The organism is Chryseobacterium sp. WX, assembly GCF_029542485.1.
In the GTDB taxonomy this organism is placed as follows: domain Bacteria; phylum Bacteroidota; class Bacteroidia; order Flavobacteriales; family Weeksellaceae; genus Chryseobacterium; species Chryseobacterium cucumeris.
In genome coordinates, this window is the sequence record NZ_CP120710.1 from 446,983 (window position 1) to 459,623 (window position 12,641).

The 12,641-nt window shown below is 36.7% G+C and carries 11 protein-coding genes; 3 read left to right on the forward strand and 8 right to left on the reverse strand.

Annotated features, from left to right (window positions below; all coding sequences use genetic code 11):
- Window positions 1-9: 9 nt before the first annotated feature.
- Window positions 10-1,119, reverse strand: coding sequence for an epoxide hydrolase family protein (locus tag PZ898_RS01990; protein WP_062670108.1), 1,110 nt, complete (start codon window positions 1,117-1,119; stop codon window positions 10-12).
- 343 nt (window positions 1,120-1,462) lie between these two features.
- Between PZ898_RS01990 and PZ898_RS01995 the strand changes: the two genes are divergently transcribed.
- Window positions 1,463-2,101, forward strand: a complete 639-nt coding sequence (locus PZ898_RS01995) for an NAD(P)H-binding protein (protein WP_062670107.1) — start codon at window positions 1,463-1,465, stop codon at window positions 2,099-2,101.
- Window positions 2,102-2,187: 86 nt separating this feature from the next.
- On the opposite strand, the gene PZ898_RS02000 is transcribed toward PZ898_RS01995, so the two are convergent.
- Window positions 2,188-2,955, reverse strand: coding sequence for a methyltransferase domain-containing protein (locus tag PZ898_RS02000; RefSeq protein WP_277694657.1), 768 nt, complete (start codon window positions 2,953-2,955; stop codon window positions 2,188-2,190).
- Between the two features lie 88 nt (window positions 2,956-3,043).
- Window positions 3,044-5,836: an excinuclease ABC subunit UvrA gene (gene uvrA, locus PZ898_RS02005; RefSeq protein ID WP_277694658.1), complete on the reverse strand. Its 2,793-nt coding sequence runs from the start codon at window positions 5,834-5,836 to the stop codon at window positions 3,044-3,046.
- A gap of 638 nt (window positions 5,837-6,474) precedes the next feature.
- Between uvrA and PZ898_RS02010 the strand changes: the two genes are divergently transcribed.
- Window positions 6,475-8,286, forward strand: a complete 1,812-nt coding sequence (locus PZ898_RS02010) for a TonB-dependent receptor (protein ID WP_120230932.1) — start codon at window positions 6,475-6,477, stop codon at window positions 8,284-8,286.
- A gap of 71 nt (window positions 8,287-8,357) precedes the next feature.
- Window positions 8,358-9,074 carry a DUF2490 domain-containing protein gene (locus PZ898_RS02015; RefSeq protein WP_062670101.1) on the forward strand — a complete coding sequence of 239 codons (717 nt, stop codon included), beginning with the start codon at window positions 8,358-8,360 and terminating at the stop codon, window positions 9,072-9,074.
- Here PZ898_RS02015 and PZ898_RS02020 read toward each other — a convergent pair.
- From PZ898_RS02020 to PZ898_RS24335, 5 genes are all read right to left on the reverse strand, one after another.
- On the reverse strand, window positions 9,071-9,517 hold the full coding sequence (locus tag PZ898_RS02020) for a phosphohydrolase (protein ID WP_041461800.1): 447 nt from the start codon (window positions 9,515-9,517) through the stop codon (window positions 9,071-9,073). The two genes, PZ898_RS02015 and PZ898_RS02020, sit on opposite strands and share 4 nt — an antisense overlap.
- Before the next feature lie 79 nt (window positions 9,518-9,596).
- Window positions 9,597-9,932 carry a YegP family protein gene (locus tag PZ898_RS02025; RefSeq protein WP_062670100.1) on the reverse strand — a complete coding sequence of 112 codons (336 nt, stop codon included), beginning with the start codon at window positions 9,930-9,932 and terminating at the stop codon, window positions 9,597-9,599.
- A gap of 26 nt (window positions 9,933-9,958) precedes the next feature.
- Window positions 9,959-10,273: a hypothetical protein gene (locus PZ898_RS02030; protein WP_120230934.1), complete on the reverse strand. Its 315-nt coding sequence runs from the start codon at window positions 10,271-10,273 to the stop codon at window positions 9,959-9,961.
- Between the two features lie 144 nt (window positions 10,274-10,417).
- On the reverse strand, window positions 10,418-12,193 hold the full coding sequence (locus PZ898_RS02035; protein WP_123278369.1) for an acyl-CoA dehydrogenase family protein: 1,776 nt from the start codon (window positions 12,191-12,193) through the stop codon (window positions 10,418-10,420).
- A gap of 233 nt (window positions 12,194-12,426) precedes the next feature.
- Window positions 12,427-12,627 carry a four helix bundle protein gene (locus tag PZ898_RS24335; protein ID WP_347176653.1) on the reverse strand — a complete coding sequence of 67 codons (201 nt, stop codon included), beginning with the start codon at window positions 12,625-12,627 and terminating at the stop codon, window positions 12,427-12,429.
- Window positions 12,628-12,641 lie beyond the last annotated feature (14 nt).

The window sequence follows — 12,641 nt, forward strand, 5'->3', positions numbered from 1 at the left end:
ACATTGTTTTTATGGGACAGAATAAAAGAATGACCTTAGCTCATCTGCAAATAGATGAGGTAATTCTAGGGCGGCAAAATGGCCACCTTCATTCATCTTTTTAAAACTGGTGACATTCACAAAACGTTCTGCCCATTCTTTTGGAAACTGGGCTTCGCGTGGAAATACAAGTACTCCTGCAGGAACGCTGCTTTTTTGATGAACCTGTGTTCCGCTCCATAAAGCCGCTGCATCTTCCTTATACATTCTGGCAGAAGAACCAATGGTTTGTGTGACCCAATAAATCATAATATTAGTAAGTAATTCGTCTCTGCCCCCAAATGCTGCTTCAATCAGCTCCGGAGAAGCTCCTGCATTGGTAAAGCTAATGATCCAGGCTGCCAATCCGACAGGAGAATCATTGAGACCATAGGCCAGAGATTGAGGTTTGGTAGACTGTACCATGGCATAAGCTCCTTCGCTGTACCACCACTGCTGAACAAACTGCGCGAATTCCTGTTCTTCTTTACTCATTGTGGTGAAATCTTCCTGACCGGTAGGGTATCCCACATCGGTAAGATGAACAGCTTCCAGGACTTCAGGGTATTTTGAAGTCAGTGCTTTTACTACGCCCATGCCGATATCTCCTCCTGCAGCATAAAATTTTTTGTAGCCAAGTACTTCTGTCATTAATTTTTTCCAAAGATCAGCGACTCTTTCGCTGCTGACTGCTGTTTTATCAGAAAAACCAAATCCCGGAATGGAAGGGATAACCAGATCAAAACTCTTTTCGCCTTCTGTAAGCAATGGGATAATTTTATGAAAACGGTAATAGCTATCCGGCCAGCCATGAGTAAGAATCAATGGTTTTGGGTTAGGACCTTTTCCCCTTATGTATTGAAAATGAATTAGAATTCCGTCTATCAGTACGATATACTGAGGATGCTGATTCAATTGCTGTTCGCGCATTCTCCAGTTATAATCATTGATCCAGTAATGGGTAAGTTCTTTTAGGTAAGTTTCATTGGTTCCGTAGTTCCAGCCTGAGCCTTCAGGTTCTCCGGGCCAGCGGGTATTTTGCAGGCGATTTTTAAGATCGGTGATCACCGATTCAGGGATGTTTACTGTAAAGGGTTCCATATTATTATATTTTATTAGTGTAGATGTTTTTGATGGAATGTGCTGGTAGTAAGTTTGTTATCAAAGTTAAAAACTTTCTCTTTTAATATATGTTGTCAAAATCATAATTTTTTGATTTTTTTAATAAGGAAAATAAGTAACTTTAATTCATTAAAATCTCGTAATACATATTACTATGAGTCAGGTGTTACTTTTAAGCCTGAACATCTTAGGTTCAATTTTCTGAACCCTATATACCTATTATTCTTATCTAAAGAAAAGACAATTCATCTTTTATAATACTAATGGTCATTAGCGGTGAATCAGCTGCTGATTATTGATATTTAATATTAAAAAAATCATTATGAAAATCCATAAAATTGCCGTCATCGGCGGAACCGGAAAATCCGGGCAATATCTGGTACAAAACCTTCTTGAGAAAGGATATCATCTTAAACTTTTATTAAGGCATCCCAAGAATTTCACCCTTCAAAATCCATTAATTGAAGTGGTAAAAGGAGATGCAAGGGATACAACAGCGATCGATAAATTGATTCTAGGAACTGATCTTGTCATGAGTACTTTAGGGCAGCCAAAAGGAGAGAAGTCTATTTTTAGTGATGCTACAAAAAATATCATTTCTGCAATGAGTCATCATGGAATCGGTCGCTATATTGTAACTACAGGCTTGAGTGTAAATACACCGTCCGATCATAAAAATGAAAAGGTAAAAATGGCGACAGACTGGATGTATCAGAATTACCGTGAGACTACAACTGATAAACAAAAAGAATATGAACTTCTTCTGGAGAGCAACCTGGATTGGACCTTGGTAAGACTACCTCTGATTCATCTTACAGAGGACCGTTTTCCAACGGAAATAAGCCTTACAGACTGCAAAGGAGAAAGTATCAGTGCTGCAGATCTTGCTGATTTTTTAGCTTCTCAGATTGAAAATTCTGAGTATATCAGGGAAAGTCCGTTCTTGTATAATATAAAATAGTAAAGAATCTATAAAGACGAAGCTGCCACAAAAGCCAAATTATTTGGCTTTTGTGGCAGCTTTCTTTTATGGGGGATCAAGATTTTCTATTTCTTACGGCCATACATCAGGATGCGCTTGAATGCATAGATAGCCGGATATTTCGTAAACCTTTTGGCGATACGAGATTTAAATTCGGAGATGAATTGTTCTTTCTGTTCTCCTTCCAGACGTTCTAAATAAGGTAACAATGCCGTTCCTGAAATAAAGGTGTATAAAGCCTCGTGATCATTCGCAATGATGGGATATACTTTCTGAAATATTTCAATATCCTGAATTCCGTTATCAAATAATATCTGGGCATAATCATCCATTGAAAGCACCGGAGAATCGCGGTTAAAATGATTTAATTGGGATGCATAAGGCTCCTCATCTGCCATTTCCGTTAGAATCTGGTTCAGAATATTTTCTTTCTGGACGGGCATTTGTATGGCTAACTGTCCATTCTCTGAAAGTAATCCAATGATTTTAGGAAATAAAGTTTCGTGATCATCAGCCCACTGTAAAGCGGCATTACTGAAGACAAGATCCCATTTCTGATCAGACAGTGCTGCTTCTTCAATGCTCTGAAGCTTAAAATGTAGATGATCGTTTTCAAATTTCTTTGATTTTTCAAGCATTTCTGCTGATGAATCAATTCCTAAGAATGTAGAACCTGTGAGTTTTTCCGTTAGAATAGAGGTTTGTTCTCCGGTTCCACAGCCTAAATCAATAGCTTTTATATTATTTTCAGGCTTAATTAATGCTGCTAAATCATAAAAGGGTTTGTAACGTACATCTTTGTATTGATCGTATAATTCGGGATTCCAAGGCATAAAGAATAATTTTGTAATGGGTTAATAAGTTGAATAAAGATAAAGAATCTAAATAAAAATCGGCTGTTTTTAAAACAGCCGATTGTATTTATTGTTCCAATTTTTCTTTGATGTATTTTGCCGTATAGGACTTTTTATTTTTAGTCAGATCTTCAGGTGTTCCTGCAAATACAACTTCGCCACCATGTTTTCCGGCTTCCGGACCGATATCGATAATATAATCGGCACATTTGATGATATCAGGCTGATGCTCAATAACAATCACTGAATGTCCAAGATCAATCAAAGCCTGTAATGACTTCAGTAATTTCTGAATATCATGGAAGTGAAGCCCTGTAGAAGGTTCGTCAAAGATGAATAATGTTTTATCTGTGGTTACTCCTTTTACAAGGAAAGAAGCCAGTTTCACACGTTGTGCCTCACCACCTGAAAGGGTAGAAGAGCTTTGTCCCAGCTGCAGGTAGCCTAATCCTACTTCCTGCAAAGGTCTCAGCTTTGTTACAATCTTTTCTTCATTATTATCTTTAAAGAATTCCAATGCTTCATCTACGGTCATATGAAGAATATCAGAGATGTTTTTTTCATCAAATCTTACTTCAAGGATTTCATTTTTGAATCGGGTTCCTTTACAAACTTCGCATTCAAGCTCGATGTCTGCCATAAACTGCATAGACACATTGATTACTCCTTCTCCTTTACATTCATCACATCTACCTCCATCCACGTTGAAAGAGAAATGCTTAGGCTTGTAACCCATCATTTTGGCCACTTTCTGCTTGGCAAAAAGATCACGGATATCATCGTAAGCTTTTAGATAGGTGACAGGGTTTGAACGGGATGATTTTCCAATCGGGTTCTGATCAATCAATTCAATATTTTTGATCAGTTTTTTCGGGAATTCTACAGAATCATAGTCTCCTTTTTTACCACCCATTCCAAGTTGGATCTGGATGTCATTGGTGAGGATCTCTTTCATCAAAGTAGACTTTCCACTTCCTGAAACTCCGGAAATAACTACCAGACTTTCCAAAGGAACGTCTACATCTATATTTTTAAGGTTATTCTGACGCGCACCTTTAATATGAATCCATTCTTTTCCTTTTCTTCTTTTTTTCGGAACTTCAATTTCAAGTCTTCCCGTAAGATATTCTGAAGTAAGGGTATTGGCTTTTTTCAAGTCTTTATAATCACCGGCAAATACCAGTTCGCCACCAAGATAACCTGCTTCCGGACCAATATCAATAATATAGTCTGCCGCTCTCATCACATCCTCGTCGTGTTCTACTACAATAACGGTATTTCCAAGGTCACGAAGATTTTTCAATACTTCGATCAGGTTTTCGGTGTCTTTAGAGTGCAGTCCGATAGAAGGTTCATCCAATATGTAAATAGAACCCACCAGAGAACTTCCTAAACTGGTTGCTAAGTTAATTCTCTGGCTTTCTCCTCCTGAAAGGGTATTGGACGTTCTGTTTAAGGTTAAATATCCTAATCCTACCTTTAATAAAAATTCCAGGCGGGTGGTGATTTCATAGATCAGTCTTTTGGCTACTTCTTTGTCATGATCAGAAAGCTTTAATCCATTAATAACAGGAGCCAGCTCATCCAAAGGAAGCTCAATCATCGATTGAATATTGTGTCCGTCTACTTTTACCCAGCTTGTTTCTTCACGAAGTCTCAACCCTTCACATGTCGGGCAAAGGGTTTTTCCTCTGTAACGGGAAAGCATTACTCTGTACTGGATTTTATAAAGGTTTTCTTCAAGCATCTTGAAGAAATTATTGATGCAAGGGAAACTGCTCCTTCCGTCACCTTTCCAAAGGAAGTTTTTCTGTTCTTTTGTTAATTGATGATAAGGTTTGTGGATAGGAAAATCACCTGCTTTTTTGATGAAATCCTTTTTCCATTCGCTCATCGTTTCTCCTCTCCAGCAGACAACGGCATCTTCGTAGATGGATAATGTTTTATTAGGAACTACAAGATCCTCATCAATTCCGATTACTTTTCCGTATCCTTCACATGCCGGACATGCTCCGTATGGGTTATTAAAACTGAAAAAATGAACGTTGGGTTCAAGGAACTCCATGCCGTCCAACTCGAATTTATTGGAGAATTCTTTTACTTTTTCTGTATCGATGTTCTTTAGTGAACAATATCCGCGTCCTTCATAGAACGCCATTTGTATAGAGTCTGCAAGTCTCTGTAAAAAACTTTCGTCTTCTTCGTATGAGAAACGGTCGATGACAAGATTAATAGTCATTCCATTCTCAGGAGTAAAACCAAAACTTTCAAGGTCTTCAATTCCTGCAACATTTCCATTGATTTCAAGCCTTGTGAAACCTGCCAGTTTTAAAATATTTAAGGTTTCTTTGAAATTGTCAACATCATATTCCAAAGGAGCAGTTAATAGAAAGGAAGTATCTTTTTTTGAAGCCTTGATGAAGTCGACTACATCAGAAACCGAATCTTTCTTCACTTCTTCTCCGGAAACCGGTGAAAAGGTTTTCCCGATCCTTGCAAATAAAAGCTTCATATAATCGTAGATCTCTGTAGAAGTTCCCACAGTAGAACGCGGATTGGAAGAAATTACTTTCTGCTGGATGGCAATAGAAGGTGCAAGTCCTTTGATATCGTCCACTTTTGGTTTTTCTAATTTTCCCAAAAACTGACGGGCATAAGAGCTTAAACTTTCTACATATCTTCTCTGTCCTTCTGCATAAATAGTATCAAAGGCCAAAGAGGATTTTCCACTTCCTGAAACACCTGTAATAACAATAAGTTTATTTTTCGGAATCAGGACGTCTATATGTTTCAGATTGTTAAGATGTGCATTCTTAACGAAAATCTGTTTCTTTATGTCTATTTCTGTTGTGTTAGCCATATTTTGTTTATTCATAAAAGTAACTGTAAAGCATTAAAACTTTCAGTATAATGGTGTTTTGCCTTAGAATTTTCCCAGGCTGTCATCAATTGAACTTTTGCCGGTATTCCCAAATTCATCTGATATTCTGCAGCTGTAATTTTTTAGATTGCCGATAGAATTACCGTTGAAAAAGAATGCTTTCATCGTAAAATTAAGACCCACAAAATTACGAAATTTTAGCGAAAAATTTACGCTTATCTTATTGTTAAAAATTGTTATTATCAACATGAAATAAGAAGGCGAAAAAGGAAATAAATCTGTTGATGAATGATAAAAATGAATATTTTTTGTGGACTTAATGTTGTTTTACGGTTTATTTTACAGTGTTTTATATAATTTTTAAAAATATATTGTGTTTTTTTGTTTAACTATTGTTTTATGTTGTAAAATTATTTAAAATTGTAGCCGTAAATATGTAATATAGAAATGAGAAAATTATTCAGAGATCTAGTTACACATTTAATGAGAAAAAGATAGAATTACTCCCTCACACAGATGCAGCATTACGTTGCATCTTTTTTTATGACAACTATCATTTGCCTGTCTTGGTGAACTCTCTTACTTTTGGACTCTGTTAAAAAACTACGGAAACGATTATGATCAAAAAGATAGGAAGTGCTTTTTTTCTGGGATCTTTACTTTGGGTAAATGCACAGGAAAAGACAACAGATATTGAAAGCATCGAATTTCAGGGAAAATTTATCTCTACACCTTATAAAAGCGCTAACCAGAACATCAGTGTTATCACCAGAGAAGACATTGTAAATTCTCCGGCTAAAAGTATAGACGAAATCCTTCAACAGGTGCCAGGAATGGATATCAGAAGGAGAGGAGCTAATGGTGTGCAGAGCGATATCGGTTTTCGTGGTAGTTCTTTTGAGCAGGTTCTTCTGTTGTTGAACGGAATCAGGATGAATGATTCCCAGACCGGACATAATAATATGAATATTCCGGTAGATCTGGATGAGGTAGAAAAGATAGAAATCATAAAAGGTCCGGCTGCAAGACGTTTCGGACAGAATGCTTATGCCGGTGTTATCAATATCGTTACCAAAACTACCCCAGGGAAAAAAGTAAAAATCAGTGCAGAGGGTGGAGATTACGGCAGCTATGGTCTGGGATTTAACGCGCAGATCGGAAATGAAAAATTTACCAACTCCCTTCAGGCAAATTCTGCTTCTTCAGAAGGATATATGTTCAATACGGATTATGAGATCAGGAATGTATTTTATCAGGGAAAGCTGAATATCAAAAACGGAGATGTAAGAGTACAGGCCGGGTTTTCGGAAAAGAAATTCGGAGCCAATGGTTTTTATGCTTCCAGTGCTGCTACCAAACAGTATGAGGAAACACAGGCCTCTATTGTAAGTGTAGCTCATCAGCAGACTTTTGGAAAGCTGAAGCTTAACTCTAATGTGTATTGGAGAAGAGGGCAGGATATGTATCTTTATGACAGATGGAATCCGGATTTTTACCGAAATATGCACATCGGAAATAACGTAGGTGGAGAAGTGAATTCCAGCTATCAGTGGGGGTTGGGAATAACCGGAATTGGTGTTGAACTGAGAAAAGAATTTTTAATAAGCAGTAATTTGGGTGACCGAAACCGTTTTGTATCTCAGGTTTTCTTTGAACATCATTTTTCATTACTGGATAAAAAACTGAACATCAGTCCGGGAATTTCATGGGCTAATTATTCTAAAGAAGGAAATTTCTTTTATCCGGGGCTTGACGTAGGTTATAACTTTAATACTAATTCTAAAATCTACGGAAATATCGCAAAAGTACACCGTGTACCCACTTTTACCGAACTTTATTATGTGAGTAAAACGGAACAGGGAAATCCGGATTTACAGCCTGAAAATGCTTTGTCATCAGAGATAGGTTATCAATATCAAAATAACAGAATTTTAGCAAAAATAAGTGGATTTCTTAGGAATTCCAGCAACTCTATTGACTGGGTAAAAAAAGATCTTAGTGATAAAGTATGGTATGCCCAGAATGTAGGAGATATCAAAACAAAAGGAGTCGAAGCCGAGTGGAGCCACAGACCGACAGACTGGTTAAAATATACAGTAGGATATACTTATATTGATAGTAAATATGAAGAAAAAGCTGGTGTGATTTCAAGATATATTCTGGACAATCTGAAGCATCAGTTTGTGTCCAAGTTAGAGGTGAAATTCCTGAAAAACTTTACCAATGAGCTTGTTTACCGTTACAACGAAAGAGTCAATCTGGGAACCTATAATCTTGTAGATGAGAAGCTGAGTTTTGCTAAGAAAGATTATTCAGTGTATGTGTTGATTAACAATTTGACCAACACAAAATATACCGAAGCATTTGGGGTGGGAATGCCGCAAAGGTGGTTCCACATTGGGTTTTCTTATACAATTAATATTAAGTAGGTGTTAATTTAATATTAACGAAAGTTAATATTAACAAATTGTTAAAAAATATACATTTGCAAAAATTTTTTATGAAACGTCTTATAGGCTTAGGTTTATTACTTGGAATATCTTTTTTTAAAGCGCAGGAACACATTTCCAGCTTCAATGCAGTGACTCTGACCTATAAGTTTCATCCGAAATTTTTCCTTTATGCTGAAGGGCAGATGCGTGGTAACGAAGATTATACCTACCCTGATTATTATGAAATAAAAGGGGGGCTAGGGTATAATCTTACCAAAAACCACAAACCTTTTGTAGGACTGGGAAGATATGTTAACTATAAAGAACATAGCCTGAGCAGAGAGGAGTTCAGGGTATGGCTTCAGGACGTTATTGATATCAAGAAAGGTATCGTAAAGTTTGAAAACCGTTTCCGTGCTGAAAAGAGCTGGTTTTACGAGCCAAAAACAGATCAGACTTCCCAGAGAATGCGTTACAGATACCGTCTGAACGTTAGTGTTCCTTTGAACGCTAAAACCATTAAGAAAGGAACTGTTTTCGCTAATGCTTATGACGAGGTTTTCTTTGTCTCTCCGATGAAGCCTACTTTCGCCAGAAACAGAGTCTATGGCGGTTTCGGCTATCAGATCGATGATTATTTCGGAATCGTGAGCGGATATCTGTGGCAGCGTGAATTTGAAGCAAAAGGAAACAAAAATTTACATTTCGTTTACCTTGCGTTAAATATCAATATCGATGGAACAGATCATCACACGAAGAGTTACGATTTCCCGGGTGCGGATTAATATTTCTCTATCAGATAGCGATAGGCTTTCAGGTATTTATTGAATCTTTTGATATCCTTAGGAGTAAGCTCTCTGTTTACTCTTCTGAGATCCATATTATCACGAAGATCATTTAGTTTTACAGCTACAGAAAGGAGAGATCGTTCCGTTCTTTTAATGAATTCATCATAGTCTTCTTCCGGATCAAGCTTTGTAAGGCAGCTGATGGCAAAAATAATATATTCAGGAAATCCTTCCGACCTTAAATAGTCCAGACTAAACTCCTGTGGATGGTCTTCTACAACATCGTGAAGTACTCCAACGATTTTTTCATCCAGTGTTTTACCATAGTTCATCACCCGCATTACGTGGGCAATGTAGGGAGCATGGTATTTATCGGTTTGTCCTTTATGAGCCTTATCGGCGATTTTGATTGCTTTATTCAGTAATTCTTCTTTTGTCATTTCTAATGAAAAATAGAGTACAAAAATAAAAAATGCCTTAAAAAAATAAGACATTTTATGAAGAATATTTTATATGATTTTAAAAGTCTGTTTCGTCCTCTATATGAGCATGAGGAGCATTGTTTTTTACAGATTCTATTCCGTTTTCCATACCATTGTCAGATTCATACATCTGGCTGGTTCCGATGATCTGTCCGTTTCCGGCTTTTAGATTAAAATAGCATCTGCCGTCATTGGCTGTATTTCTTTCAAATTTTGCATCTTCCTGTGCATTGAGTTTTACGGATCCGATTCCGCTTTCACAGGAAGGTTTGGTACTGTATCCCTGGCTGGTTAAAATAACCTGCCCGTTTCCAGCTTTGAGGTTGAACTGAAAGTCTCCGTTTGTTCTTTTAGAGATAATAAATTTTCCCATGGTAATAGTTTTTAGTTTGTGTTATGTTATTTGGACGGTAGTATTTTTTTCCGATTGACCTGAAGCTTATCTGGAGTAATCGAATTTAAAATTTTATATTGTGAATAATCCTTTGAAGATTCTTTTAAAGCCAGATAAAGAATTGTATCATTGGGCTTAACCGTTAATATTTTGTAAAGTTCTTTTTGAGGTTGATCGGGTTTCAGAGCAAAATATCCCGGGAATTTCCCTTTAGCAACAATTTTTGTGGTATCCATCTTGGGAACAGGAAGTAAATTATCTTTTTTTTGTGCTGAAAAAGTAACGGAAATAAGGAGTATTGGAAATAATAAAATTTTCATGTGTTAGTTATTTTAAAATAAAAATAATAATTTTTTTTGAATAACCTTGCTAAATACCATTAATTTCAATGGATGTCATAACTGATAAAGATCAAAAAAGCGCCCCAAAATTGGGACGCTGAATCAAATTTATGTTATTAAAGATTAATAAGATCCTTTCTCGATATAGTGAGCGGCTACTTTTTCAGTAAGCGCTACTACATTCGGATGGTTGGTATATTTAGTGAATCTTCTTAATCCAGAAAGCATCATTCTCTGTTCATCTCCTTCAGCAAAAGAAACAATTCCTTCTTTAGCTGCAGTGATGATTTTCTCAACAGCTTTGTAAAGATTTAACTGAGCCATAGCTGCTTCTACAGATTCAGGAGAGAAGTGTTTCTCTGCTCTTAGTACTGCAGATTCTGCCATGTAGATCTGGTTAAGGATTTCAGATGCATTCAATAATAAATGCTGTTGTTTTTCAATATCCATCATATATTTCTGAAGAGCTGCTCCGGAAACCATTAGGAATACTTTCTTAAGGTTTGCGATAATTGCTTTTTCTTCGCTCATGAATTCTGAATAATCAGGAACTTCAAATGAAGGGATACCCATCAATTCTTTGCTGATGGCCATAGCAGGTGATAAAAGATCCAATTCACCTTTCATCGCTCTTTTAATAAGCATTCCTACGGCTAATAATCTGTTGATTTCGTTGGTACCTTCATAGATTCTTGAAATTCTTGAATCTCTCCAAGCCGCTTCCATAGGAGTATCTTCAGAGAATCCCATCCCTCCGTACACCTGGATTCCTTCGTCTGCTGTGTGCTGGGCAAGGTCAGAAACGAATACTTTAAGGATTGAGCATTCTACCGCGAATTCTTCAACACCTTTCAGTTCTGCTTCCTGATGGCTTAATCCACCTGCTACTAATTCGTCAATTTTATCCTGAACGTTTTTAGCTGCTCTGTAAGAACCTGCTTCACTTACGAAAACTCCGGTTGCCATTTCAGCAATTTTCTTTCTGATCGCTCCGAAAGTAGCGATTGAAACACCAAACTGTTTTCTTTCGTTAGAGTACTGGATAGAGTGGTTTAAAATTCTTCTCTGTGCATCAAGACATGCTGCAGCCAATTTGATACGGCCTACGTTCAATGCATTCAAAGCGATTTTGAAACCATTATTTCTTTCTCCTAAAAGATTTTCCACAGGAATTTTCATATCATTGAAGAAAACCTGACGGGTAGAAGAAGCACGGATACCTAATTTATGTTCTTCTTCTCCGAAAGTTAAGCTTTCAGGGTTTTCAAGTTCCGATCTGTTGATGACAAATCCTGTGATATTTTTATCATCATCAATTTTAGCGAATAATGTAAATGTATCTGCAAATCCTGCATTGGAGATCCACATTTTCTGACCGTTGATGATATAATGTTTTCCGTCTTCGGAAAGTTTTGCTTTTGTTTTTCCTGAATTGGCATCAGAACCAGCATCTGGCTCTGTCAGACAGTAAGCTCCGAATTTTGTTCCCGTTGCTAAATCCGGAAGGTATTTTTTCTTCTGCTCTTCAGTTCCGTAAAGAACGATTGGCAGGGTTCCAATTCCGGTGTGTGCACCATAAGCTGTAGCCAATGAACCTGTAGTTCCTGATAGATAATCACAGGCAAGCATTGTAGTCACAAAGCCCATTCCAAGACCTCCGTATTCTTCAGGAACCGCGATTCCCAACATTCCCATTTCTCCCAGTTTACGCATGGTCTCTTCAGTAAATGCGTAATCTTTCTTCTCAAAACGTTCTCTTTGAGGAACTACTTCTCTATCTATAAATTCCTTCGCAGAATCACGAAGCATCTTTTGTTCTTCATTCAGTTCTTCAATACTGAAAATTTCATTTGCAGGAATCTGTTTGATCAGGAATTCCCCGCCTTTTAATGTAGCCATATATTATTTTGTTTTTTAAATTTTTTGAGACCTTCAGATAATAGACGGATAGATGATAGACTTTTATACTGTCTATTTTCTTTCGGTCCATTATCTCCTAGTCTTTTGTTTTCTTAGTCCCTGTTTAAAGTATTCTGAAATACCATTGTTGCTTTTTGAAATTCTTCAATCTTAATTTCAAAGATTTCAGTTTTTTCATCAGATAAATATTTTCTATGATTTGCTAACAATATTTATGTTTGCAATTCAAATGAAGAACCTAAAGAAATATCCAAAAAATGACTAAAAGACTTATTTGTCCTGCTTGAACCTTCAGCTATATTTGATGGAATTGAAATTGCACATCTGTCCATTTGATTTTTCAAACCATACTTTTCATAAGTCGGAAAAGTATCTGTAAAATCTAAAGTTAATCTTGATAATTCCATACTCATTTGCCAGATTTTAA

Coding starts and splice junctions, on each gene's coding strand:
- PZ898_RS02010 (WP_120230932.1), top strand. CDS start 6,475: ATGATCAAAAAGATAGGAAGTGCTTTTTTTCTGGGATCTTTACTTTGG.
- PZ898_RS02025 (WP_062670100.1), bottom strand. CDS start 9,932: ATGGGAAAATTTATTATCTCTAAAAGAACAAACGGAGACTTTCAGTTC.
- PZ898_RS02030 (WP_120230934.1), bottom strand. CDS start 10,273: ATGAAAATTTTATTATTTCCAATACTCCTTATTTCCGTTACTTTTTCA.
- PZ898_RS02020 (WP_041461800.1), bottom strand. CDS start 9,517: ATGACAAAAGAAGAATTACTGAATAAAGCAATCAAAATCGCCGATAAG.
- PZ898_RS01990 (WP_062670108.1), bottom strand. CDS start 1,119: ATGGAACCCTTTACAGTAAACATCCCTGAATCGGTGATCACCGATCTT.
- PZ898_RS01995 (WP_062670107.1), top strand. CDS start 1,463: ATGAAAATCCATAAAATTGCCGTCATCGGCGGAACCGGAAAATCCGGG.
- PZ898_RS02035 (WP_123278369.1), bottom strand. CDS start 12,193: ATGGCTACATTAAAAGGCGGGGAATTCCTGATCAAACAGATTCCTGCA.
- PZ898_RS02000 (WP_277694657.1), bottom strand. CDS start 2,955: ATGCCTTGGAATCCCGAATTATACGATCAATACAAAGATGTACGTTAC.
- PZ898_RS24335 (WP_347176653.1), bottom strand. CDS start 12,627: ATGAGTATGGAATTATCAAGATTAACTTTAGATTTTACAGATACTTTT.
- uvrA (WP_277694658.1), bottom strand. CDS start 5,836: ATGGCTAACACAACAGAAATAGACATAAAGAAACAGATTTTCGTTAAG.
- PZ898_RS02015 (WP_062670101.1), top strand. CDS start 8,358: ATGAAACGTCTTATAGGCTTAGGTTTATTACTTGGAATATCTTTTTTT.